Annotated in this window: 22 protein-coding genes; 12 read left to right on the top strand and 10 right to left on the bottom strand. The window is 63.4% G+C overall.

Features of this window, described 5'->3' with window-relative positions; genetic code table 11:
- Positions 1–158: 158 nt before the first annotated feature.
- On the bottom strand, positions 159–1,304 hold the full coding sequence (locus P3T18_RS31065; RefSeq protein WP_429303799.1) for a LysR family transcriptional regulator: 1,146 nt from the start codon (positions 1,302–1,304) through the stop codon (positions 159–161).
- Positions 1,305–1,438: 134 nt separating this feature from the next.
- On the bottom strand, positions 1,439–1,684 hold the full coding sequence (locus tag P3T18_RS31060) for a hypothetical protein (RefSeq protein WP_429303798.1): 246 nt from the start codon (positions 1,682–1,684) through the stop codon (positions 1,439–1,441).
- A 40-nt stretch (positions 1,685–1,724) separates the two neighbouring features.
- Here P3T18_RS31060 and P3T18_RS31055 point away from each other — a divergent pair, with 40 nt between their 5' ends.
- Entirely contained in the window at positions 1,725–2,228 is a 504-nt protein-coding gene (locus tag P3T18_RS31055) for a DUF3331 domain-containing protein (protein WP_429303797.1), read from the top strand.
- On the opposite strand, the gene P3T18_RS31050 is transcribed toward P3T18_RS31055, so the two are convergent.
- The 6 genes from P3T18_RS31050 to P3T18_RS31025 form a co-directional block, all read right to left on the bottom strand.
- Positions 2,225–3,355 (bottom strand): amidohydrolase family protein, encoded by a 1,131-nt coding sequence (locus tag P3T18_RS31050; protein ID WP_429303796.1) that lies wholly within the window; start codon positions 3,353–3,355, stop codon positions 2,225–2,227. The two genes, P3T18_RS31055 and P3T18_RS31050, sit on opposite strands and share 4 nt — an antisense overlap.
- A gap of 58 nt (positions 3,356–3,413) precedes the next feature.
- On the bottom strand, positions 3,414–5,072 hold the full coding sequence (gene actP, locus P3T18_RS31045) for a cation/acetate symporter ActP (RefSeq protein WP_429303795.1): 1,659 nt from the start codon (positions 5,070–5,072) through the stop codon (positions 3,414–3,416).
- Positions 5,069–5,407, bottom strand: a complete 339-nt coding sequence (locus P3T18_RS31040; protein ID WP_429304012.1) for a DUF485 domain-containing protein — start codon at positions 5,405–5,407, stop codon at positions 5,069–5,071. The genes actP and P3T18_RS31040 overlap by 4 nt, the downstream gene beginning before the upstream one ends.
- Positions 5,408–5,522: 115 nt before the next feature.
- Positions 5,523–6,746, bottom strand: coding sequence for an FAD binding domain-containing protein (locus tag P3T18_RS31035; RefSeq protein ID WP_429303794.1), 1,224 nt, complete (start codon positions 6,744–6,746; stop codon positions 5,523–5,525).
- A gap of 2 nt (positions 6,747–6,748) precedes the next feature.
- Positions 6,749–7,264 (bottom strand): VOC family protein, encoded by a 516-nt coding sequence (locus P3T18_RS31030; RefSeq protein ID WP_429303793.1) that lies wholly within the window; start codon positions 7,262–7,264, stop codon positions 6,749–6,751.
- 243 nt (positions 7,265–7,507) lie between these two features.
- On the bottom strand, positions 7,508–8,227 hold the full coding sequence (locus P3T18_RS31025) for a TetR/AcrR family transcriptional regulator (RefSeq protein WP_429303792.1): 720 nt from the start codon (positions 8,225–8,227) through the stop codon (positions 7,508–7,510).
- 321 nt (positions 8,228–8,548) lie between these two features.
- On the opposite strand from P3T18_RS31025, the gene P3T18_RS31020 reads away from it, so the two are divergent.
- On the top strand, positions 8,549–11,527 hold the full coding sequence (locus P3T18_RS31020; RefSeq protein ID WP_429303791.1) for an ATP-binding protein: 2,979 nt from the start codon (positions 8,549–8,551) through the stop codon (positions 11,525–11,527).
- Here the strand turns inward: P3T18_RS31020 and P3T18_RS31015 are convergent.
- Positions 11,524–12,453, bottom strand: a complete 930-nt coding sequence (locus P3T18_RS31015) for a LysR family transcriptional regulator (RefSeq protein WP_429303790.1) — start codon at positions 12,451–12,453, stop codon at positions 11,524–11,526. The genes P3T18_RS31020 and P3T18_RS31015 overlap by 4 nt on opposite strands.
- A 318-nt stretch (positions 12,454–12,771) precedes the next feature.
- On the opposite strand from P3T18_RS31015, the gene poxB reads away from it, so the two are divergent.
- The 10 genes from poxB (at position 12,772) to P3T18_RS30965 (ending at position 23,250) form a co-directional block, all read left to right on the top strand.
- Positions 12,772–14,493, top strand: a complete 1,722-nt coding sequence (gene poxB, locus P3T18_RS31010; protein ID WP_429303789.1) for a ubiquinone-dependent pyruvate dehydrogenase — start codon at positions 12,772–12,774, stop codon at positions 14,491–14,493.
- 274 nt (positions 14,494–14,767) lie between these two features.
- The gene (locus P3T18_RS31005; protein WP_429303788.1) at positions 14,768–16,945 is read left to right on the top strand and encodes an FUSC family protein; all 2,178 of its coding nucleotides are present in this window, start codon (positions 14,768–14,770) and stop codon (positions 16,943–16,945) included.
- Complete coding sequence (locus tag P3T18_RS31000) at positions 16,942–18,453, top strand: efflux transporter outer membrane subunit (RefSeq protein WP_429303787.1); 1,512 nt, start codon at positions 16,942–16,944, stop codon at positions 18,451–18,453. The genes P3T18_RS31005 and P3T18_RS31000 overlap by 4 nt, the downstream gene beginning before the upstream one ends.
- Entirely contained in the window at positions 18,437–18,637 is a 201-nt protein-coding gene (locus P3T18_RS30995) for a DUF1656 domain-containing protein (RefSeq protein ID WP_429303786.1), read from the top strand. Before P3T18_RS31000 ends, P3T18_RS30995 begins: the two co-directional genes overlap by 17 nt.
- Before the next feature lie 76 nt (positions 18,638–18,713).
- Positions 18,714–19,670: a biotin/lipoyl-binding protein gene (locus P3T18_RS30990; protein WP_429303785.1), complete on the top strand. Its 957-nt coding sequence runs from the start codon at positions 18,714–18,716 to the stop codon at positions 19,668–19,670.
- A gap of 154 nt (positions 19,671–19,824) precedes the next feature.
- Positions 19,825–20,262, top strand: coding sequence for a PRC-barrel domain-containing protein (locus P3T18_RS30985; RefSeq protein ID WP_429303784.1), 438 nt, complete (start codon positions 19,825–19,827; stop codon positions 20,260–20,262).
- Positions 20,263–20,642: 380 nt separating this feature from the next.
- The gene (locus tag P3T18_RS30980) at positions 20,643–21,341 is read left to right on the top strand and encodes a response regulator transcription factor (RefSeq protein ID WP_429303783.1); all 699 of its coding nucleotides are present in this window, start codon (positions 20,643–20,645) and stop codon (positions 21,339–21,341) included.
- A gap of 295 nt (positions 21,342–21,636) precedes the next feature.
- Positions 21,637–22,593: a helix-turn-helix domain-containing protein gene (locus P3T18_RS30975; protein ID WP_429303782.1), complete on the top strand. Its 957-nt coding sequence runs from the start codon at positions 21,637–21,639 to the stop codon at positions 22,591–22,593.
- Positions 22,580–22,792 (top strand): hypothetical protein, encoded by a 213-nt coding sequence (locus tag P3T18_RS30970; protein WP_429303781.1) that lies wholly within the window; start codon positions 22,580–22,582, stop codon positions 22,790–22,792. Before P3T18_RS30975 ends, P3T18_RS30970 begins: the two co-directional genes overlap by 14 nt.
- 47 nt (positions 22,793–22,839) lie before the next feature.
- A complete protein-coding gene (locus P3T18_RS30965; protein WP_429303780.1) occupies positions 22,840–23,250 on the top strand; it encodes a DUF3331 domain-containing protein in 411 nt (136 codons plus the stop codon).
- Between the two features lie 711 nt (positions 23,251–23,961).
- Here P3T18_RS30965 and P3T18_RS30960 read toward each other — a convergent pair.
- Positions 23,962–24,948 carry a cytochrome d ubiquinol oxidase subunit II gene (locus tag P3T18_RS30960; protein WP_429303779.1) on the bottom strand — a complete coding sequence of 329 codons (987 nt, stop codon included), beginning with the start codon at positions 24,946–24,948 and terminating at the stop codon, positions 23,962–23,964.
- Between the last annotated feature and the right edge of the window lie 3 nt (positions 24,949–24,951).

Below are 24,951 nucleotides of genomic sequence, written 5' to 3'. Positions count from 1 at the left end.
CCGGCGGAATATCCGGATTATCTCGGAAAATATTCGTGGCGAAAATTAATTTTTGTTCAGTTTGCAGCGTGTCATTCGATAAATTAACCGTCTAATAGACGGGCGGTTATCGTTTGGCGGTTTTGAGCTAATTGTTATCGACCGACCAATTAACGTCGTCAAATATGACAAGCCGGTTGCCGTTGTGCCGCCTGCGTTGCGCGCGGTTTGGCGGGCGGTGCGGGAAGTGTCGCAGCTGGCGCCAGATTGGCAATTCGCAAATCGAGTTTCTGTTTGAGCGACACAATCAGGAATTCGACAAAGGTTTTTATTTTCGCATCCACGAATTGGCGCGACGAATAAACCACGAATACATTGGTTGTCTGAAGCGGATAGTCGGGGAATAGCTGAACCAGCTTGCCTTCCCGAAGCTCGTCAATCACCGAATAAGTCGGCACGGCACCAACGCCGGCGCCGCCTAGCAGCGCCACCTTCAGCGCCTGCATGTTGTTGACCACGAAATGCCCCGCGTCGCCGGATTCGCCGGCGCCGTATCCGCCGGGTCCGGACGGCCAGTCCGCTTGTGGATCGAACGTCGAACTCGTTTGCATGAGCGTGTGGTTGGGCAACTCCTTCGCGCTGCGGATAGGGTTTCGCGTCAGATAGTCCGGCGCGGCGACCAGGATGCGTTCGCAGCGGCCGATCAGTCTGCTCACATTGCGGGAATCCGGCAGCGAAGACGCCGACACGATCGACACGTCGAACTCATCTTCGATCAGGTTCGCCAACTGCGGCAGCAGTTTCAGATCGACGGAAACCGCCGGAAAGGCGCGGCGATAGTCGACGATGGTAGACGTCAACTGTTTCAGGCCGATGTCGGGCACGGCATGCACGCGCAGTGTGCCGCGCGGCAGCGTGCGCGCGTCGCTGGCTTCGGCGTCGGCATCGTCGATATCGGCCAGGATTTTCTTGCAGCGCTGGTAGTAGCGCTCGCCGCATTCCGTGAGCGAGACGCTGCGCGTGCTCCGCTGCAACAGGCGTGTATGCAGATGTTCTTCGAGCGACACCACCGCTCGCGAGATGTTGCCGGCGCTGCAGTCCATGTATCGGGCCACCGCGCTGAAGCTGCCGGTTTCCGCCACTCGCGAAAACACGCGCATGCTGAAGATTCTGTCCATAGCCGCCGTGGCCTCCTGATTCTGGGTTGATTCCGGGTTGAATCCGCTGATTCCAACAAAACGCTTTGCCCGGTGAGGAAACAATACGATCCGCTGCCGGCTGGCGCTATCCCTACATTGGGCTGCCGTACTCACCCATGTATTCACGCTTCTCATCCATACGTATAGGTTGTGTGCGCAATCGGCGTGGAGTCCGCCACCGTTCCACGACGAAACGGAGCCCGACGCTCCCCATTTGGGACACCGGCTCAAACGTTTTTTAATGCCCGAACTCAGGACAATTAATAAAAATTAGCAACGAACTGGAGCGCGGCGTCGTATGCTTTTTTCTCATGGTCGCACCAGGCACGAAAACGGAAACCGCACCAGCATGGAGCGGACAAACCGTATCCCGTCGACGCCGCGCGTCTTGCTTTTTCGGGCCTTTTGCGCGTCAGTAACGACGGCAACACGTAATGGAGCGTGCCGATCAGCGACGCGGCAGCAACGGGGCGGGGAATCCGACGCCGGCTGTCGATCGGGTCCATTGCCCGTCGATCGGGGCAAAACGGGAGCAACGCGGGAGCAATGATGATGCACAGGGAAGCCTACTTGAAGCGCCACGTCGAACCGGTGCGGGACACGTGCTGCGTGACGCTCGATCAACCGGACGCGATGTCGGACGGACGGCGCGCGGCCGTGTGGGATCACGTGATTCTCGGGCTGTTGCCAGGCTTGTGCGGCACCGCGCCCGACAGCGGCCGCGAAGCGTCGCGCGGGCGTCGCCCGCGCGTGGCCGCTTACGCGCCGTCTTCGCATATTCAGGTAGAAGTGATCGAGCGCTTGTCCGAGACATCGGTGGCGGTGCTCTGGCAGGACGCCACACGTTGCCGCTACGACGATCAGGTGTGGATCAGTTGCCGAGCCCGTCTGAAAGGATTTTGTGTGCTGAGCGGCGCGGTGATCCGTCGCGACGATCTGATCTACAAGCCGAGGGTGCGGACCACGACGCCGGCCAACGCGGCCGCCATGATCCTCGCCTCGGTGATCGAACAGATGCCCGCGCTCGCCGTCGCGGTGGACGAGTGCTAGATTTTCAGCAGATGCGCGGCATTGCCGCCGAGGATCAGATTCTTCTGCTCGGCCGGCAGAGTGAGACGGTCCAGAAACGCGACCGGCTGCTCGTAGCCCATGTCGAAGCAGTAGTCGCTGCCGAGCACCAACCGGTCCACGCCGATGTTCTGGATCAGGAAGTCCAGCACCGGACCCGAGTGCGAGACGGTGTCGTAGTTGAAACGGCGCAGGTAGCTGCTCGGCTTCTGCGCGAGGCGGCGTGTTTCGGGGCGCACGGTCCAGCCGGCGTCGATGCGACCCATCAGGATCGGTAGCGCGCCGCCGGCGTGCGGCAGCGTGACGTTGAGTGTGGGATGCCGGTCCATCACGCCGCCGAGAATCAGATGCGAGCCCGCAATGGCCGTGTCGAACGGATTGCCGAGCAGATTGCTCAGATAGTAGTCGCCCAGCCGCGAGCCGCCCACGGTCTGCTGCGGATGCAGAAAGACCGGCAGATCCAGCTGTGCGATACGCGCGAACACCGGCTCGAAGAGCGGGTCGTCCAGATCGCGGTTGTTGATGTTCGTCCCCATGTAGACACCGCGTACGCCCGGCAATTCGGAGGCGCGCTCGAGTTCGTCGATTGCGTCGTGCGGATTGAGCATCGGCAAAGTGGCGAGCACCACGAAGCGGTCGGGATACTTCAGATGGATCGCGGACGCCGACTCGTTCCACGTTTTCGCCAGCTTCGCATTGAAGGCGCGATCGGCCCAGTAGGCCATCGGCACGCTCAACGATAAGGCCTGCATGTCCACACCGGACGAGTTCATGTCGGCGAGGCGCTCGTCGATATTAATGAACTTGAGCGGCAACGGTCCGAGGCCGCCCGCCGGCGTCTGGAATGTGAAGCTGCTGGCGTCGCAGGTGAATTTGCCGCCGAACTTCTGTCCTTCGCCGCCCACGAGATCGCAATAGCTCTCGGGATAGTAGTGCGCGTGAATGTCGATCGATTTCGTCTTGCCGGTGGCGCGATTCGCGGCTGTCGTGCTGCCTGTCCCGGCCGTAGCGGCCGAGGTTTGCGTGCCGGTGGCGAGGCCGCCGGCCAGCGCGGCCATCGTGCCGAGCAGGCGACGGCGCTTCGGTGAAATGCAGCAACTGCAATCCATGAGTCTGTCTCCGTTGTTGATTTTAGAATGTGCGCGTTTGTTCGACGCGTACCGGGCGCTAGCCGTTTTTGACCATGCCGAGTTCGCAATCGACGAGCTGGTTGCCGTATAGCGCGCGTTCACGTACGCCGCGCGCCGAGGTGTCGGTGATCGAAAAAATCACCACGCCGGCAAAGGCGACGATCATCGAAAACAGCGCGGGATATTCGTACGGATAGATGGCGTGGGCATGGCCGAGCACCTGCACCCAGACGGTCGGACTGAGGATGGTCAGCACCACGGCGGAGAGCAGGCCGAGCGAGCCGCCAACCACCGCGCCGCGCGTGGTGAGTCCGCGCCAGTAGATCGAGAGCAGCAGCACCGGGAAGTTGGAACTGGCCGCAATCGAAAACGTCAGACTCACGATGAACGCGATGTTCTGCTTTTCGAAGGCGATGCCCAGCAAAATAGCGAGTACGCCGAGCACCAGCGTGGTGATGCGCGAGACGTGCATCTCTTCGCGGTCCGTGGCTGCGCCGCGCCGGATCACGTTGGCGTACAGATCGTGCGACACCGCCGACGAGCCCGCGAGCGTCAGACCGGCCACCACGGCGAGAATGGTCGAGAACGCCACGGCGCAAATGAAGCCGAGGAACACGTTGCCGCCCACTGCATGCGCCAGATGAATCGCCACCATGTTCACGCCGCCGATCACCGCACCCGAGGCAGTGTGATACTGCGGGTCGGTTGCCACCAGCGCGATCGTGCCGAAGCCGATCACGATGATGAGCGCGTAGCCGATACCGACAATGCCCGTGGCGTACAGAATGCTTTTGCGCGCGGCTTTTGCATCGCCCACGGTAAAGAAGCGCATCAGGATATGCGGCAAGCCGGCCGTGCCGAAGATCAGCGCCAGGCCGAGCGAGACGGCCGACACCGGGTCCGAGACGAGACCGCCGGGGCTCATGATCGCCGCGTGCTTCGGATGCGCGAGAATGGCCTGCGCGAACAGCGCGTTCATGCTGAAGCCGAAGCGGCTCATCACCATGAACGCCATGAAGGCAGCGCCCGCCAGCAGCAAGGCCGCCTTGATGATCTGAATCCAGGTGGTGGCCAGCATGCCGCCGAAGAACACGTACACCACCATCAGTACGCCGACCATCACGACTGCCGCCGTGTAGTTGAAGCCAAACAGCAACTCGACCAGCTTGCCCGCGCCGACCATCTGCGAGACGAGATAGAGCAGCACGATCACAATGGAACTGGACGCGGCGAAGGCGCGAATCGGCCGTTGTTGCAGGCGATACGAAACGACGTCGGCGAGTGTGTAGCGCCCGAGATTGCGCAAAGGCTCGGCGATCAGAAAGAGAATGATCGGCCAACTGGCGAGAAAGCCGATGGAGTAGATCAGACCATCGTAGCCGCTCGCGAATACCAGCGCCGAAATGCCGAGCAGCGAAGCGGCGGACATGTAGTCGCCGGCGATGGCCCAGCCATTCTGGAATGCGGTGATCTTGCCGCCCGCGGCGTAATGATCGGACACGCTATGGTTCTTTCTCGCGGCCCAGCGCGTGATGAACAACGTGGACGCCACGAACAGCAGGAACATGCCGATCGCGATGGGATTGTGCGAGTGGCTCGCCGCACTTTCTGCCGCAGCGGCGGGCAAAGCGAATAGAGCAATCAGCGCACCGGCTACGCCGGCGGCGACTGTACGCCACACAGGGACATGTTTCATTGCCGTGCTCCTTGCCGGATTGCGTTCACGGCGCGGTCGTGGAAAGTATTGGCGCGCGCAACGTACACCGCGACAATCGCGAACGTGAAGACGAACATGCCGAAGCCGACCGGAATGCCCCACGTCGCGGGATAGCCCTGAACGATCGGCCGCCCGAGCAGGTCCGGGGCAAAAGCGAGCGTGAGAATGAACGCGAAGTACACCGTCAGCATCAGGACCGTGAGCGTCCACGAAAAAGTGCGGCGTTTGCGCACGAGTTCGCGAAAGCGCGGGTCGTCGAGCAGCGGATTGGCCGCGGGCGGCGGCGGGTCGGTGGCAACGTATTGCGTGCTCATCGAGTAGGTTGGGGCGCCATGTTCCACTTCGTCTCCTTTCGAAACAACGTCTTCCGGTATTGATTAGGTGTACTACTACCTGGTGTGGCGAGAATGGCCGCGCCGTCGTCGTGAATCAGAAGCGTGCCGGTACGGCAGTTTCGCGCATGACGGCGTCGGGCGTACGGTAACGTTCCGCCATTTCACGGTCCACATCGGTCTTGAGTTGAGCCTGCATGTAGGCGCCCAGATGGCGCGCATGCTGAACGATCGCTGCGCCGGCCTGAGTGCGCTCGCGGCTGTAGTCCGCCAGAGCGTCCTGCACGCCGTCGTGTGTCTTGAGCGCCTTGACGAGCGCCATGGCATCGCTGGCCGCCTTGGTGACGCCCATGCCGCAATGCGGACGCGCGACGAACGCCGCGTCGCCGAGCAACGCCACCCGGCCGAATGCCATCTGAGGTACTTCGAGATCGAAGATCGGCTGGAACAGCGGTTGAGTCGCCTTGGTCACGACTTCGCCGAACTGCGGCGCGAGCAGGGTGAGCGCGGCTTCTTCCATGTCGGCGAGTACGTCCTGGCGGATCAGCGTGGGCGGAATGCCGCCTTCCCAGCGCTTGCCGGTCGCGTCGGTGAGCAGGTCCGGCAACTGGGTGTCTTCGCTCGTCGCGCGATACCAGACGAAGTTGTAGCGGCGCTCGCCCGGCGTCGTGCTGTTGCCCTGACCGGCCACGGGATAGCCGAGAATCTGCTCGCGCGGCGGCAGGCAGAAAGCGAACTTCTCGAACAGCGAATCGCGGGTCTCGCGCGACAGCGCCGCTTCGTCCACCAGACCGCGCCATGCCACGTAGCCGGCGTACTGAAGTTTGACGTCCGGCAGGAAGCGCTCGCGAATCGCCGACTTGAAACCGTCTGCCGCAATCACGAGATCGGCGTGCAGAACGCTGCCGTCGCCGAGCGTGACGATGGCCTGATCGGGACCGTCCTGCACCGAGGCAACCGTGCCGCCCGCGTGGTAGTGCGAACTCGGCAACGCGGCACGCAGTACGTGGTACATCTTGCCCCAGGCCGTCAGCGTTTGCGGCAGTTCGCGCTCGGAGAGCACCGCGCCGTTCTGCGCGAACGTGACCCGCGACTGCACTTTGACGCCGATGGATTCGTCGTACTGGATGCCGGCGGCTTCGAGTGCTTCGAATAGTTCGGGGTGCGTGACAATACCGGCGCCGCGTCCGGCGAGTTCGTCGGGCACGCGTTCGAATACGTCGACATGCCAGCCGTTGCGCACCAGTAGATTGGCGGCGAACAGGCCGCCCAGAGAGCCGCCGACGATGATCGCTCTCGGGTGCAGGGAAGTTTTGGACATGGTTATTCTCCCGTGCCGAAGGAGGTGGCAACGGCGGCCGGTTGCGGCTCCGTTTGTGTTTGCGTTTGTGCTTGGGTTTGCTCAAGCCGGCTGATTTCTTCAGCGGGGAAATTCAGTTCGATGGTCACACCGGACGGGTCTTCGATAAACACCTGATGCAGCCCGAGGCTCGGCACCGTGCGGTCGCGCCAGGCGATGCCTTCGGCCTTCAGGGTCTTCCACATTTCCTCGACGCCCGTCGCGAGAAAGGCAATGTGATCGACCGTGCCGGTGCCGCTCGCGGGCAGCGTTTTGTCGCCGAGATAGGCGGTGAGTCCGGCGGGATTGTCCGGATCGACCCCGATGATATGGACTGTGCCGAAGTCGGCTTCATCGCCGCCTTTGTAGAGCCAGGCGCCCGGAAAATCGAACGGCGGGCGATAACCCTGCTTGAAACCGAGAATCCGCTCGTAGAAGCGGCACGATTGCGCGAGGTCCGTGGTGCGGATCGAGTAGTGGGCAAGTTTTGAAACGGGCATCTTCGACTCCTGCTAAGCTATTTATCGATCGATTAGTGATCGTTGGATAAATTGTAGGTGAATGCTTGAGCAGGAGAAAGCGGCGTATCGCCGGTGTTTACCCTGAACGTGCAAGCCGGGAGTCGTACGATGGAAGCGGGAGCGAATGGCTGGCCGGGCTATGCGGCCCGTTGCGGGCGCGGCATAGAGCCGTGCCGCCGACACGATGCGGAAATACGCTGCGGGCGTGGCCGCGGCGCGAGATCAGACTTTGGAATTGGCCTTGCTGCGCGGCGTCTCTTTCGACGCGTGCTTGAGCGCGGCGGGCACGCCGTTGAGGAACGCGTCGACCTGGCGGGCAATGTGATCTTCGATGTCGTCCGAGACCGGCAGGCCGTAAATCCACTTGCGCACGCCGAGATAGAAGATGCTCGCGTGCAGACTCCAGATCAGTTCGAGGTCGATCTCGCGTTGCCTCGGGCCGGTGGGCGCGGGCAAATCGTAGGACGAGCGGATCTCCGCCATGACGGGCAAGAACACCCGCTCACGCAGACGCGCCAGATACTTCGAGTTGATGCCTTCGCGCGTCAGACCGGCGAAGATGAAGATGCGGATCCACTCGCGCCGCAAGATCACGACGGAATACGACGTATAGAAACTGACCATGCGCTGCTGGATCGGAACGGAGCGGTCTTTGATCACGCTTTCCCAACTCGTGTCCCACTGATAGACCTCTTCGTACACACGGTCGATCAGCGCTTCCTTGCTGGGAAAGTAGCGATACAGCAGCGGTTGCGTCACGCCGAGCTGGCGCGCGAGTTCGCGGGTGCTGCCGGAAAAGCCGTGCGTGGCGAAATGATCGACAGCCTTCAGCACGATCTGGCGTTCCCGCACTTCCGGTGCGAGCCGGCGCGTGACGGGTTTGTCGTTCTCATGCGCGTCGCTTTTCGGCGGGGTGTCGAGCGTTGGTGCTTTTCTCGGCATGGCTTTGTCGGGACCCAGTATGTTGGCACGCATCATACAAACATTAGCTTTGTCTGGCTAGGCGAGGCAACGCGGAGAACCCTCGTCCCAGCACGCGCGAAATCGCCTTGCACGAGTATCGTGGAGCGCGCATTGGCCGTCGCGACGGCGTTCGAACGTGGTGTGCTTAGTACAAAAAATTTGAACAGTAGGTTCAGTTTTTTCCGCGCACGCCCCTGTCCCATTGATCTAGACTGCGGGGACGCAACGTTGAGCGTTTCTCGGGCGGTTCGTCCGCCCCCGCTCGTCTTTCTTTAATCGCTGCGTTCTGGATGCTTTCCCATGATTCGCATTGGCCCGCTTCAGGTGGACATCGACCGTCGGGAAGTTTTTCTCGACGGTGAACCTGTACGCCTGGGTAGCCGCGCATTCGACATGCTCGCCGTACTGATCGCCGCGAACGGCGGTCTGGTATCCAAGAGCGACATGCTCAGCCAGGTCTGGCCCAATGCCATCGTCGAAGAAAACAATCTGCAGGTGCATATGTCGGCACTGCGCAAGATGCTCGGCGAAAGTCGCGGTCTGATCCAGACCGTCTCGGGCCGTGGCTATCGGCTGGTGCATAGCGGCATGCCGCCCACCGTGCCCGACGAACCCGCCGCAAGCGGCGAGCCTGAAGACGTCGCGCCGTCGGGCCGCGTGCCGAACAATCTGCCCGCGCTGTTCTCCATGCTGATCGGCCGCGAGCGCGCGATCGACGACGTCTCGCTCACGCTCGCCGCGTCGCGTCAGGTGACGCTCGTGGGCGCGGGCGGCATCGGCAAGACGCGTCTTGCCATCGAGATCGCACGCGGCCTGCTGGGCCGCTTTCCGGACGGCGTGTTTCTGGTGCCGCTCGCGTCCACCTCCGACGCGAGCAGTGTGCTCGCGGCCTTCGCGGCGAGTGTCGGCGTGAATCCCGCCATCGGTCCGCTCACGCTGGCGCGCGTGAGCAAGGAACTCAGCGAACGGCGTGTGCTGTTCGTGCTCGACAACTGCGAGCACGTACTCGGTCCCGCCGCGGAACTCGCGGAAACATTGCTCGGTGTAGGACCGGCCGTGTGCGTGCTGGCCACCAGCCGCGAACCGCTGCGCATCGTCAACGAGCAACTGTATTGGGTGGCTTCGTTGCAGGTGCCGGGTCAGCACGATCAGAGCCAGGATGTACTGCAATGCAGTGCCGTCGAGTTGTTTCTCTCGCGCGCGCGCTCGATCGACGCGCGTTTTTCGTCCGATGAAAGAAGCATTCAACTGACCGGCACCGTCTGCCGGCGTCTCGACGGCATTCCGCTCGCCATCGAACTGGCGGCGGCGCGCGCGGCCATTCTCGGCATCGAAACCTTGGCGGGTCATCTCGACGACCGCTTCAACATGCTGACGGGCGGCAATCGCACGGCGCTGCCGCGCCATCAGACCTTGAAGGCCACGCTCGACTGGAGCCACGCGCTGCTCGACGACACCGAACGCGCGACGCTGCGCAGACTCGGTATCTTCGCCAGCAGCTTCACGATGGACGCGGCTATCGCCATCGTGAGCGAAGGCACCTTGCGCGAACACGAAGTGGTCGCCGCCGTCTCCGGACTCGTAGAGAAGTCGCTGGTGGTGACGCGCGTGGAGCGAGGCAGAGCGAACTATCGTCTGCTGGAAACCACGCGGGCCTACGCACTACAAAAACTCGACGACAACGGCGAACGCCGCTTCGTCACGCTGAATCACGCACGCTATTTCCTCGGCCTGCTGGAGCGCGATGCGCCGCGTCGCGCAGACCCGGCCAACGCGCCCGCCGACATCTGGCATCACCGCATGCGTGCGGTGCTCGACGATCTGCGCGCCGCGCTAGGCTGGGCGCTATCGCCGAAGGGCGACGAAGTGCTCGGCGAGACGCTGGCCGTGAAGTTCGTCTTCCTGCTTTACGAACTGTCGCTCGTCGACGAATGTTGCGCATGGGCACAACGCGCGCTCGAAGCGGTGGCCGCGACGCATCAGAACTCGCGTTCGCGGCGTCATGTGCGCGTGCGCATGCAATTGCAGGCGGCGCTGGCCGCGGCGCTCGTCTACGTGAACGGGCCGAATCGCGAAACGCTCGCCATCTGGTCGGAGATTCTGGCCTCGGCCATTGCGCTCGGTGATCACGCCTTCGAAGCGCGCGCGTTGTGGGGCATGTGGAATGCGAGCGTGTCGTCGGGGGCGGCGCGCACCGCGCTCGCCTTTGCGCGCCGCTTCGCCTTGCTTGCCGCCGAGGTGGGCGACACCAGCGGCACCATTCTGGGCTACCGGCTGCTCGGCATCGCGCATCACTACGCCGGCGAGCAGCAGCAGGCGCGTGCGTCGCTCGAACAATTGCTGCTGCATTGCGACGACCTGCAACACGGCTTGCCGCTCGGCCAGTCGGTCGATCAGCGTATCGTCGGTCACGCTACGCTCGCACGCGTACTCTGGCTTCAGGGTCTGCGCGACCAGGCGCTCAAACTTGCCGAAGACGGTCTGATCGCCGCGTGCGACCAGCAGCAGGCCATCGTGACGTGCTATGTGCTTGTCGAAGCGCTCGTGCCGCTGATGTTGCTGTCCGGCAAACGCGAGCGTGCCGCGCAGGCCATCGAACTATTGCAGGAAGTCTCCGCACGCGCGGGACTCAGCGTCTCGCAGGCATGCGGCCGGTGTTTCGACGAATACCTGCGCTCGACGGAAGACCTCGGCGCCGAGCGACTGCAATCCTTTCGCACAGCGCTCGCCGAACTCGAATCGCTCGAATTCGGCGCGCCGCGCGCCATGCTGATCGGACAGTACAGTCTTGCGCTGGGGCGCGCGGGTTGGCGCGACGAGGGCATTGCCACAGTCATGCGCGCGCTGGTGCAATGCGACGAAACCGGCGGTCACTGGTATTCGGCGGAACTCAGGCGCATTCACGGCGAGTTGCTGCTGATGGAGCAGGCGGGCACGCCGCCATCCGATACGCTGATGCGCGACGCGGAAGCGTGTTTGCTGGCCTCGCTGGAGGAGTCGCTGGTGCAGGGTTGCCGCTCGCTGCAATTGCGCGCGGCGACCAGCCTGGGCGAACTGTGGCACGCGTCGGGCCGCAGCGCCGAAGCCGCCCAGTTGCTGCATTCGGCCTGCGAGAGAATCGGCGAAGGCCGCGATCTCGACGACTACCGCGCCGCCGCCCGTCTGCTGCAACTCGCCAAAGCGGCAAGCGGCGGACATCCGCCCGGCACCGGTTATTCGCTGCCTGCCTCAGATGCGCCCGAGGCGCCACCACCGCTAGAGAGCCGCGCGCGCGGCTAGGCGGCTTTCACCTGCAACATACGTTGTTGCGCCACGTCGTCGATCAGATCGGGCCGATCCAGTTGCTCGACCCACCAGCGCAACGCCTTGCCGGTTTCATGTCCGCGCCACGCGAGATAGAAATGCGTGATGTCGCGCATGCCGAGCACTTCCTTCTGCACCAGCTGGCCGCGGCTGATCGGCTCGGCGGCCAGACATTCCGGAATCGTGCCGGCCGCGAGGCCGCGGATCTGCGCGGCGAGTTTCGCCTCGAGCGTGGGCACGGTCATGACTTCCTGATTGACGCCGATCGCGATGGTGCGCGGCGCGAGCTTGCGCGACGTATCGCCGATCGCGACCGCGCGATAGCGCGCCACCGTCTCCATGGTGAGCGGCCCCGGCATCGAGGCGAGCGGATGCGATGGCGCCACCACGAACACATGACGCAGCGTCCCGATGGGCTTGGCCATGAGGTCGGGAATCGGCGGCGGGTCGCCCGCCGCGCCCACTACCAGATCGGCGCGGCGCGTCAGCAGCGCGTCCCACGAGCCGCCCAGCACTTCCTTCGACAGATGCAGCCGCGTGCCCAGTTCGAGCTTGTAGAACGAGTCGACGTGGTCCCACAATAGATCGAACGGCACGATTTCGTCGATAGCGACGTGCAACTCGGACTCCCAGCCGTGCTGGATGCGTTTCGCCTTGCATTCGAGGTCTTCCGCCGCTTCGAGCAGGCGCCTTCCTTCTTCGACGACCACTCGGCCAGCGTGCGTGAGGATCGCCCGGCGTCCGCTGCGGTCGAACAGCTTCACGCCGAGGTCGAGTTCGAGCTTCTGAACCAGATACGACAACGACGACGGCACCTTGTGAAGCTGCTCGGCGGCGCTGGCGAACGTGCCGGTGCGGTCGATGGCGTCGAGCACCTGCAGGACTTCGAAGGAAAGGTTCATGTTCGTGAAACCGGATATGAGGCGATACGTCAGCATACTGGAATCCCGTCACGCCGCGACGTTCCGTCGTGATCGACCGCCGGCTTCCGGCCACCTTTCGACGACTTTCAAACGCCCCCTCACTGAAATTTTCAAACGCATCGTTTAAGGTGTTTTCAGACCTGGTTCAGGACTTTTCGCCGGTGCTCCCCTACTTTTAGAGGATCGGCACTGCAGTGCCGCGCCAGTTCGTCGGCGCCGTTTTTTCCGGTCTTCGCGGACGCCCGCCTCAAACCGTGCGCCCAGTCGATCTTCATCTACCGTGAAAAGGAGTCAAGCATGGCCAGCAACACCATTGCCGATTACCTCGCCGGAACGCTCGCCGCCGCCGGCGTCGAACGGATCTGGGGCGTGACGGGCGACAGCCTGAACGGACTCGCCTATAGCCTCGACCAGATCGGCTCGATCCGCTGGATGCATACCCGTCACGAAGAAGCGGCGGCCTTCGCGGCCGGCGCCGACGCGGCCACCACCGGGCGCCTCGCGGTGTGCGCAGGCAGTTGCGGTCCGGGCAACCTGCATCTGATCAACGGTCTGTTCGACTGCCATCGCAATCATCAGCCGGTGCTGGCGATTGCCGCGCACATTCCTTCGACGGAAGTCGGCCTTGGCTACTTTCAGGAAACGCATCCGCAGGAACTCTTCAAGGAGTGCAGCCACTACGTCGAAGTGGTGTCGTCGGCGTCGCAGTTTCCGCGCGTGCTGGCCCGCGCCATGCGCACGGCGGTCGAGGAGCGCGGTGTTGCCGTGATCGTGCTGCCCGGCGACGTGGCGCTGAGCGACGGTCCGGCCGAAAAGCCGTCGTGGACCGAAAGCGCGCCGCCGCGCATTCTGCCCGCCGAGGCCGATCTCGACCGTCTTGCCGCGCTGCTGAATGCGTCCGAGGCCGTCACGATCATGTGCGGCAGCGGCACGCAGGGCGCGCACGACGAAGTGGTGGCGCTCGCCGACGCGCTCGGCGCGCCGGTGGTGCACGCGCTGCGCGGCAAGCAGTTCGTCGAGTACGACAACCCGTTCGACGTCGGCATGACGGGGTTGATCGGCTTCAGCTCCGGCTATCACGCCATGATGTCGTGCGACACGCTGCTGCTGCTCGGCTGCGACTTTCCGTATCGCCCGTTTTATCCGGCCGACGCGAAAGTCATCCAGATCGACTGGAAAGGCTCGCAACTCGGCCACCGCGCGCCGCTTGCACTCGGCCTGGTCGGCACCGTGAAGGAGACCGTCGCGGCCACGCTGCCGAAACTCCAGCGCAAGACGGATCGCGGCTTTCTCGACAACGCGCTCAAGCACTACGCGTCGGCGCGCAAGGGGCTGGACGATCTGGCGACGCCCGCTGGCGCGGGCCGCCCGATTCACCCGCAGTATCTGGCGAAGATGATCGACGAGACCGCCGCGGACGACGCGATCTTCACCGCCGACGTCGGCACGCCGACCATCTGGTCCGCGCGTTACCTGACGATGAACGGCAAGCGCCAGTTACACGGCTCGTTCAACCACGGCTCGATGGCCAACGCGATGCCGCAGGCGCTCGGCGCGCAGGGCGCCAATCCGGGGCGGCAGGTGGTGTCGTTGTCCGGCGATGGTGGCTTGTCGATGCTGCTCGGCGATCTGCTCACCGCGCGGCAACTCGATCTGCCGATCAAGGTGGTGGTGTTCAACAACAGCCTGCTCGGCTTCGTTTCGATGGAACTGAAGGCGGGCGGCTATCTCGACACCAACGTCGATCTCAGCAAGACCGACTTCGCGGCGATCGCGAAAGGCGCGGGCATTTTCGGCATTCGCGTCGAGGAGTCGGAAGACATCGCGGCGGCGCTCAAGCAGGCGTTCGATCATCCGGGACCGGCCGTCGTGGACGTGGTCACGTCGAAACACGAGCTTGCGATGCCGCCGTCCATCGAGCTTGCGCAGGCCAAGGGCTTCAGTCTCTACATGATGCGCGCGATCCTCAACGGTCGCGGCGACGAAATCGTCGAACTGGCGCGCACCAATCTGCGTTAAACGCGCAGGCCATCTTGCAGCGGGACGAGGCGTCCGGAAGCCTGGACGCCTTGCTCTGCTGCGCCGAGTTTTGCCTATGTTCCCGGCACAGCTCGACTCCCGTCACACCTTCCTGAATTGAACCGCACGGCAGGTTGCTCGCGCGCGGTCGAGCGCATGTGCAAAAAGCGTGCGATTGCGCAAAGACGTGCGTTTCGTCTGCCACAGACTACGCAGCATCCCCATTCATTGCAGCGACTGCAACGCCAGCAAGCCATTGACCGACGAGACCCCCATGACCCTGCCCGCGAATGCCAGCAGCGACGCGCCCATTCGATGGCGGGACGAGCTGAAAACCTACTGGAACGACGACGGCCCGCGCTTTCGCCATATCGGCAAAGTGGCGCTCGCCATGACGATGGCAATGGGTCTGTGCATGCGCCTCGAACTGCGCACGCCGTCGATCGCGATGGTCTCGTGCGTCATCGTGATGATGCATCAGCAGAGCGGCATGGTGATCGCGCGCGGCTTTTATCGCGGACTCGGCATGGTGTGCGGCAGTTTCGCCGGCCTGCTGCTGATCGCACTGTTTCCGCAGCAGCCGCTGCTGTTTCTCATCGGTCTCGCGGCATGGATCGGCGTGTGCGTATTCGGCGCTTTTTACTACCGCAATTTCCAGTCGTACGGATTCGTGCTGACGGGCTACGGCACGGCGATCACGGCGATACCCGTATGGTCCAATCCGTATGGCGTGTACGACAACGTCGTGTACACCGTGAGCGAAGTGGTGATCGGTGTGGCATGCGCCTGCGTGGTCAGCGCCGTGGTATTTCCGCGCTCGGTGGTACCCGAACTGTACGCGTCGAGCCGCAGGAATTTCACCGGCTTGCTGGGTGCGATGCACACCATGCTCGATCGTGCCACCACGGTGGCCGGCTTCGACACGTTTCTCGCGCTGATCCGCGAACGCGTGGCCGTGGAAAGTCTGCGCAGCGGCGCGGTGTTCGAAGACCCGTCGATCCGTTTGCATAACCACGTCTATCTCGACCTCGACCGTGGTTTTCTCGACACCGTCACGTGGATTCACGCGCTGCATCAGTTGCGGGCCAGGATCGCCGCCGAAGCCGATCCGCGAGTGCTGACGGCGACCGAAGACCTGCTCGACGGTTTGCTTGCCATCGTGCCGAACGAAACACAGCCCGAACGGATGACGATGGAGCGGGTGAGCAGCGTGGCAAGCCGTCTCGACGACTACGAGCGCGACTTGCCCGCGCATCTGGGGCGGTCGCTGCAATCGCTGACCGATCTCTCGCCGCATCAGCGTCAGTTCGTGGCCACCATGGGCGCGGCGCTGTTCTTCTCGATTGCCGATTTGCGCATGATGTGCCGCAGTTATGTCGAGGCGCGCACCGTGGGGCGGCTGCCGTGGCCGCAGTCGGTGCTGCAGGCGATTGGCCGCATCGGCAGAACACGCGCGACGGCTAACCGTATGGCCGCCACGATTGCCGGCGCACGCGCGGCCGCGGCGGTTCTGCTGGTCGGCGCGGCGTGGATCGCCTCGGGCTGGGTAGGCGGCGCGACCGCCATCGTGGCGGTGGCGATCACGAGCGCGCTGTTCGCGCTCGCGCCGAATCCCGCAGTTGCCAGCTGGCAGATTTTCTGCGGTTGTCTGAGCGGCTGGCTCGCGGGCTTTGCGTTCAACTTCTTCATCCTGCCGCGTATCGATAGCTTCGAATTGCTGGCCGCGTGCATCGCCATCTTCGTGATGGTGGGCACCTATCTGAACACCTTCATGAAGACCGCGATTCTCGGCCTCGGCTTCAGCATTTACTTCTGTTTTATCGTCGGCATCACGAATCCGACCGTGTACAACCCGAGTGCTTATCTGGACACCGGCTTTGCGTTGCTGTGCGGCATCGCGGTGGCGGCGGTCGCGTTCTCGGTGCTCGTGCCGCGCGCCGGCGACTGGATCTCGGCTCAATACAAAAAGCAGATACGCGCGCTGATCAGCCACGACGCACGCGACGGCGATCTCGACGACCTGCTGTACAGCTTCGAACTGAGTCTGCGCGATTTCATCCTGCAGATTGCGTCGGGGCCGGTGGATGCACGGGTGGACCGCGATCATCTGATCGGCTGGGCGTTTGCCGCGCTGGAAATCGGCCGCTCGATGATCCAGGTGCGCCTCGACACCGAAGAGCTCGGCGCGACCTTGCCCGCGCAATGGCCCGCGCAGCAGGACGCATGGCTCGCGGCGCTCGCCGACGTCTTCGATGCCGCCACGCCCGAAGCCGCCCAAAACGCGCTGCGGGCGACGCGCCGCGCGCTGGACGTGCTGCCGCTCGGCCCGAACATCGCCGTCGATGGCACCACGCTCACACGCTACCGCATGCGCGCCCTGCTGCACTTCACCGAGCTGACCTTGAGCGACGACAGTCTCGCACTGTGGCATACCCCGGGGGCGCGAGCATGACGGCGTCGAAGATCGCAACGGCTGCGGGCGTGCGCCCGATCTGCCGCTCTGCGCTGGCGGCTCTCGCGTGCGCGCTGCTGCTGTCCGCCTGCATCACGAGCGGCGGCATTCGTCCGCACGAGTCGGTGGTCGATCCCGCTTCGCTCGATCCGGGCGCCGCCTTGCGCGCCACGCAGGCCGACGCGAAATGGCCGGCGGGCGGCTGGTGGCGTCAGTGGAACGATCCGCAACTCGATACGCTCGTGCAGGACGCGACCGAAGGCAATCCCGGTTTGCGCGCGGTCGAGAAACGCATCGACGCAGCGCGTTTTCAGGCGCAGATTGCGGGCGCCGCCGAGTTGCCGCAACTCGACGCAAGCGGCAGTTTCGAGCGGCGGCGCTACGCGCGCTACAACACGCCGGCGCCGCCGGGCGGCACGACGGTGTGGAGCAACGGCATTCAGGCGGACCTTTCCTATGATCTCGATCTGTGGGGCAAAGCGCGCTCGATTCGCGAAAGCGCGCTGGACAATGTGCACGCGACGGCGGCGGACGCGCGCTTCGCGGAAGTCGAATTGCAGACCGCCGTGGTGCGCAGCTACGTGCAGTTGTCGCTCCAGTACGCGCTGCTCGACGTCTACCGCGACGTGCAAACCGAGCAGCAGCGCAGTCTCGACATCGCGACGCGCCGCTGGCACGCGGGTGTCGGCAGCGGTCTGGAGGTCAGCCAGGCGCAGACACAACTCGCGATAAGCACGACGCGCGTGCAGGAAGCGCAGCAGCAACTGGCGCTGGAACGTATCGCCATTGCCGGGCTGGCGGGCAAGGGTCCCGGTTACAGCGATTCGCTGCGTCGTCCGAGCCTCGCGCTGAGCGTGCCGGCCGACTTGCCCGCCTCGCTGCCGGCGGAACTGATCGGGCATCGCGCCGATGTCGTGGCGAACCGCTGGCGCGTGCTCGAGGCCGACAAGGGCATCGACGCGGCGCACGCCGATTTCTATCCCGACATCAATCTGCTGGCCACCGCGTCGCTTGGATCGGCGGCGACCTTCGGCGGCTTCCTGAACTTCCTCAATAGCGACGGCGTGGGACACGGCGTCGGCGCAGCCATCTCGCTGCCGATTTTCGACGGCGGCCGGCGGCGCGGCAATTACGGCGTCGCCGTGTCGTCCCGCGATGCGGCGGTGGATGCATACAACCAGAGCGTGGTGAACGCGATGCAGGGTGTCGCGACGCAAGTGGTGTCGTTGCGCTCGCTTGCGCAGCAGCAGGCCTCGGTGGAAAACACGCTCGCCTCGGCGCGCAAGTCGTACCAGTTGGCCGACACCGGCTATCGCAGCGGCATCACCGAATTTCTCAACGTGCTGGCCGCACAGAACACGCAGTTGCAGCAGGAAGAAAGTCTCGCCGGCATCGAGGCCAAACGCCTCGACGCGTGGGCGCTGCTCATGAAGGAACTGGGCGGCGGTTTCGCGGCGGCATCCGGCTCGCAGGCGTCTCAGGGAGTGGCCGATGCCGGGCGAAATTGATCTGTTCTCGCTGCTCGTGCCGGGACTTCTGCCGATCCTCGCGTGCTGCGTGCTGCTGTTCGTCGTGCTCGATCTGGTGCTCGCGCGGCTGGGCTGCTACCGCTACACGTGGCATCCCAGCCTGTTCCGCGTCGCGCTGTTCGCCGCGCTGTTCAGCGGCGCATCGCTGCTGCTCTGGCGATGAATCCGTCGACGGAACATCCATTCCATGAATTCGCCGACGGCTCACGCTGTCTTCACGTTTTAGCCAGGTCATGCCGATGAAAACCCAATCCATCCTGCGCGCCGTCGTCACGCTGACCGTGCTCGTCGTGGCGATCGTGCTGGTCCGCATGCTGTGGCTCGACTACATGTTCTCGCCGTGGACGCGCGACGGCCGCGTGCGCGCGCAGGTCGTGCAGGTCTCCACCGACGTGTCGGGTCTCGTCAGCGAAGTGCGCGTGAGGGACAACCAGTTCGTGCGCAAGGGCGACATTCTGTTCGTGCTCGATCCGGCGCGCTTTCACTACGCCGTGGCGCAGGCCGATGCCGATCTGCTGCGCGCCCAGGCGCAGGTGGCGCAAGCAAAAGCGCGTATGGCCGCGAGCGAATCCAGTTTCGCGATGCGGCGCGCTCAGGCGGCGCGGCGCGCCAATCTGGCCGGCGACGTGATCTCCGACGAAACCCGGCTCGACTCGGCCTCGGTTGCGAAACAGTCTTCCGCCGACTATGCCGCCGATGTCGCCGCGTACACTGCCGCCGAAGCGGCGGTCAAGGCCGCGGTGGTCGCGCAGCAAACCGCGCAGCTCAACCTCGCGCGCAGCGAAGTGCGCGCGCCCTCCGACGGCTTCATCACCAACCTGAACCTGTACCCCGGCGACTTCGCCACGGCCGGCACCGCGCGCATGGCGCTGGTCGACTCGCACTCTTTCTGGGTCTACGGCTATTTCGAAGAGACCAAACTGCCGGGCGTGCATGTCGGCGATCGCGCGGTGGTGCGTCTGATGTCGGGCGGCAAGGACATCGAGGGTCACGTGGACAGCCTCGCCAGCGGTATCGCCGACCGCGACAACCCCACCGGCGCCGATCTGCTCGCCGACGTCAATCCGATTTTTACGTGGGTGCGGCTCGCCCAGCGCGTGCCGGTGCGGATTCACCTTGACCGGATTCCCGACGGCATCAAGCTCGCGATGGGCATGACCTGCACCGTGACGTTGCAGCCGCGCAGCGTCCGCTGAAAAAAATAGCGTGATCGTGCGAATTCGAAAGCCGCTTTCGCCGAACCGGTTCACAGTAACGCTCAGCGCAACGCGATAGCCGGCACCTCAGATGCCGGCACCGCGTCGCGACCGTTTCGCTTTTACATCAACGCATCTCGTGGAGAAAATCATCATGAAGGCAAAATGGGCAATCGTGTTTCTGGCGGCGTCGGCGTTTGGCGCCATGAGCCAGCAGGCCAGCGCGCAGGTGGCGGGCGCGCAGCCGCTCGGCATCAGCGTGGAGCAGGCGCAACTGGTGGTGGAAGGCTGGAGCGTCAAGAAGAGCCTGCTTGGCAAGAGCATTTATAACGACAACGGCGAGAAGGTCGGCGTGCTGCACGACATCATCATCGCGCCGGACAACGCGGTGTCGTTCGGCATCGTGGCCGCTCACCAGTTCCTCGGCGTGTCGCAGCACGACGTGGCGATCCCGATGTCGCAACTCGACTATATCGACGGCAAGCTGGTCTGGCCGGGCGCGACGCGCGACGTGGTGAAAGCGATTCCGGCGTTCCAGTACTCGAAGGTTCGCACCGTGCCGATCGCCCGCAAGGATTACGGTCACCACTGATCGTGACGCGCGCGGCGGCGCGTCAGGCCGCCGCCGTATGGGTCCGGTATGAGCCCGGTTCGCCGCGAACCGGGCCCGACCTTAAGGAATCTTTACGGTCTGATTGGTCGAAGGCTTTGATGTAGGCCTTTGGAAGGTTTAAGGAAAAATAACTACCGCCATAGACGCGGGCTCGCGCATGATGGAATTCAGATGTAACGCTATCGCTCGCCGGTAGATCTGAGTGTCATGCGCCCTGACAGCCGCACCGGCTGTCATCCTGACGGACAGGCTGCCGGTATTCGTCAACGAATGCCCGCTCCGAACGCCATGTCCACACCCATTTCTTCATCGATCCGGCTTGCCGCGCCACATCCTGGCCGTTTGCGAGGGGCGATGTCATGAGCAGCAAGCCGAACGCCGAGCAGAACGCCGACGCCGATGGCCACGCCAGCGGCGCGCTGGTCTACGTCGTGGACGACGACGAGTCGATGCGCGACGCCGTTCGCAATCTGCTGCGTTCAGTCGGCTTGAGAGTGGAAACGTTCGGCTCCGCGCACGAGTTTCTCGCCTTCGAGATGCCGGACGTGCCCAGTTGTCTGATCCTCGACGTACGTCTCAAGGGGCAAAGCGGACTCGCGGTGCAGGAACAGATGACGGCCAGCGAACTGGGCCTGCCGATCGTCTTCATGACCGCGCACGGCGACATTGCCATGACGGTCAAGGCGATGAAGGCCGGCGCCAAGGACTTTCTCGCCAAACCGTTCCGCGATCAGGACATGCTCGACGCCGTCGAACATGCGCTCGCGAGCGACGCGGAACGCCGCGCGGCCAGCCGATCCGTGGCGGATCTGCGGCGCTGCTACGAATCGTTGACGGCGCGCGAGCGCGAAGTGATGGCTTTCGTCGCCGCCGGTTGGATGAACAAGCAGATTGCAGGCGAGATGAGCCTGAGCGAGATCACCGTCAAGATTCATCGCGGACAAGCCATGCGCAAGATGGATGCGCGTTCGCTGGCCGACTTCGTGCTGAAAGCCGAAGCGCTCGGCGTCAAGGCGCCGCAAGGCACGAGTACGCCGCCGCGCAATTCGCGCGTGTGAAGTGCGCGCGTCCTGGCGCGCTCATACGAAGGTATAGGTCGTTCACCGTTTCTGTTCAAAGCAGCACGGCAGTTTCCAACTAAATCAACAGGCGCGCCACGCCACCGGGCGCGGCGCAGCCTTGTCTGCGTGTTTTGCAGCCGGATTAAACCTGGATATGACTCGATTCAACCATTGGTCATTTCAGGCAACCGAACGTAGGGCTAGTTGGACGAATTGCCGTGCGATACCTTGGAGTCCATGCAGTGCCGCCCTGACAGGCCACTGTTTCACCACTTAACCGGATGACCAGATCATGATCAGCTCGTCGACGTTGTATCCCGAACCCGCCGTGGATGTGGTCCGCAAGTCTCGGGTGAGCCGGATCGGCATGGAGCATCAGTGGCGTTGTCCCAGCGACGCAGAAGCCGACGCTCGCCAGCGCGGCAACATTCTCGTCTCGCGCTGGACCCGTAACGATGCGCAGCCGGTGGAACTCGTCAATCCCGGCAGCGCGTCGCATCACTGCATTGCGCTGAATCTCAAGTGCACGTCGCTTACCTTCGCGCATGCCGGCCGCACGCTGGTGCGCGGCAGAGTAACCGCGGGCGCCGTGCAGATCACCGCGCCGGACGTTGCGTGCAGCGCCGTGTTCGAGTCGGCGGGAGACGTGCTGCATCTGTTCGTTTCGCAGCAGGTGTTGAGCGAATGCTTCGAAGACACGTTCGACCGGCCGCATGCGGGCGACATCCGCATCGACGATCCACGGCTCGTACGCGATCCCACGCTCGAACGGCTCGGCCAGGCGCTGGCCGTTTCGCAATCGGACGACGCCGCGCTCGGCAAGGTCTTCACCGACAGCGTCAGCCTCGCGATCGTTTCGCGCGTGATTGCGCGGCACTTCACCGTAGTCGAGCGGCAAACGCGCGAAGCCAGCGCCTTGCCTTCGTGGCGCCTGAGTCGCGCAATCGAATTCATCGACGCGCATCTGTCCGAATCCATCGGACTCGCGGACATCGCCAACAGCACCGGACTGACGCGCATGCACTTCGCTTCGCAGTTCCGTCGCGCAACCGGCATGCGTCCCCACGAATACCTGCTGCGTCGCCGGATCGAGCACGCGCAGCATCTGCTGCGCGAATCGAAACACAACGTACTGGATGTCGCATTGAGTTGCGGTTTCCGTTCGCAGGCGCATTTCACGACCGTGTTCAAACGCCTCGTTGGCGAGACGCCGTATTGCTGGAGGATGAAAACGAATGTCGACCGTTAAACAGATTCACGCCTTTATGGCCGTGAGCGAAGCGTTTTTGCCTCAACCGGAAGAGTGGTTGACGCTCGGGGGAACGACTGCGGCGCGGGACGACGGGTTGCCGGGTTTCGGCGCCCTGCTGGCTCATCGAGCCGCGGGCGGCGCAAACGCAGATCAGGGCGTCGCTGCGATGGCGGCGCCGATACAGGACGTTGCCTGAGCGGATTCGACGACGCTCGGCGGGTTAATCGATACAGGAGTGCAATCATGCTGACGAAACCGAGTTTCACCGATCCGTGGCTGCAGACGCTGGGCTTGTTGTCCGTTCTGTCGGGCGACGCCGAAGCCGGCGTTGTCGACGTCGCTGCCGTGGCGGCGCGCGGCGGACGCAAGGCCGCACATCTTCCCGTGATGGGCGAGCGGTTCGACGTGCAGGTGCATGTGATCGATCGACCGACGCAATCCACCGCCACGGTGGTATGGCGTGACCCGACGCATTGCTCGTATGGCGATCAGGTGTGGCACGCGAGCCGCGCGCGCGTGGCCGGCGTGTGCGCGCTGAGTGGCCGCGCGATTCAGGCCGGTGACGCGATTTTCAAGCCGAGGCCTTGCAGGCCGGCGCCGCTCAATGCGGGGGCGATGATTTTGCGGGTGGTGGTGAATGAGGTGGAAGTTTGAGGTTTTGTTGTTGTTTCTTTTTTTGGGTTTTGGTGGTGTTGGTTTTGTTTTTGCTTTTGCTTTTGCTTTTGCTTTTGTTTGCCTGCGGTGGTGGTGTTTCTTTGCGTTATTGGTTTATTAGTGTTGCCCCTGTGCGGGGCGGCACTTACTTTCTTTGCTGCGGCAAAGAAAGGTAAGCAAAGAAAGCCGCTTTGAACCGCCAATGCTATTCGTTATCAGCGGCACTTCTCTACCGCAGTGGCCCCGGAGCGTCCGGCGTGTCGCGCACTCCGCGTGAGTGACAAGGCCGTCATCAGTTCCGGCGGCGCTTCGCGCGCCGAGCGGCACATAAATGGAAACCAAAGGTTTCCATTGAGCGTTTCGCCGAGGCGAAGCCGATGGCCCCCGCAAAGAAAAAACGAAGCGACGGTTTGAATGAAGTACCGCTCCGGCGCGCGCAGCGTCGCCGGAACGGATGACTGCTGTACCACTACGGATAACGATCCACGGTCGGCCCTATCGGCTGCCACTCCGTGTCGTTATGAGAGATGCCCGCTTAGGGTTAGCGGTGTGAGCGGCTTTCTTTGCTTAGCTTTCTTTGCCGCGGCAAAGAAAGTAAGTGCCGCCCCGCACAGGGGCAACACTAATAAACCAATAAGAACAGAAACACCACCACCGCAGACATAACAAAAGAAACACCACCGCCGCAGGCATAACAAAAGAAACACCACCTCATTCACCCGCGTGAGCCCTTCCTACTTTCCCCCGAAAAATATAATACTGATAAAGGTTATACCCAATCATCACCGGGAAAATCAGCCCAATCCCGATCAACATGAACACCAGCGTCGACGTATCCGACGCCGCTTCGATAATCCCCAGTTTCCCCGGCACGAAGTCGGGGAACAGGCTGACCGCCAACCCGACGAACGACAGCACGAACAACGTCACCGACGCCCGGAACGGACCGTTCGAACTGCCCAGATACAGCGATCCCATGATGTACGCGAACGACAGCGCCGCCGCCAACCCCAACGCGATCAGCACATGAAATACGCCGGGTTGCGTCCATCGGGCATGCCCGACTTCGCTGATGAACCATGTCGCGGCCGTCAACACCACGGCCGCCGCGACGGTGATGAAGCCGCTCAGCAACGCAAGCCGGCGTGACCACTGTTCGAGCGAGCCCACGGTCTTCTTCACCAGGTAGGTCGAACCGAGCAGCGAGTAGCCCGCTACCACGCCGACGGCGGAGACCGCGACGAACACACCGCTCATGCCGCCGGGAATCAGGCCCGTAATGATCTTGCCGAGTATCACGCCCTGCGCGATCGCCGCGACGAGGCTGCCGATGCCGAACACTTTGTCCCAGAGCGGTCCGTGCGACACGCTATGGCGAAACTCGATGGCCGCGCCGCGCATGATCAAGCCGGCGATCAGCAGCATCACGGGCAAATAGAGGTCCTGCAAAAGCAGCGCATACGCTGGAGGAAACGCGCCGAACAAAGCCCCGCCGAGCACGACGAGCCATGTTTCGTTGGCGTCCCAGACGTGGCCGATGGTCTGCACCATCACGTCGTGATCTTCGCGGCGTTTGCGCAGCAGACTGAGTATGCCGATGCCGAGATCGAAGCCGTCTGTGACGACATAAAAAACCAGCATCAGGCCGATCAGGCCGAACCAGGTGATGGCGAGCATCGTGTGCGTGGAGCTTTCCATGAG

The organism is Paraburkholderia sp. GAS199 (genome assembly GCF_050436585.1).
In the GTDB taxonomy this organism is placed as follows: domain Bacteria; phylum Pseudomonadota; class Gammaproteobacteria; order Burkholderiales; family Burkholderiaceae; genus Paraburkholderia.
Note: the sequence above shows the minus strand (reverse complement) of the source record. Positions and strands in the feature narration are given on the sequence as shown.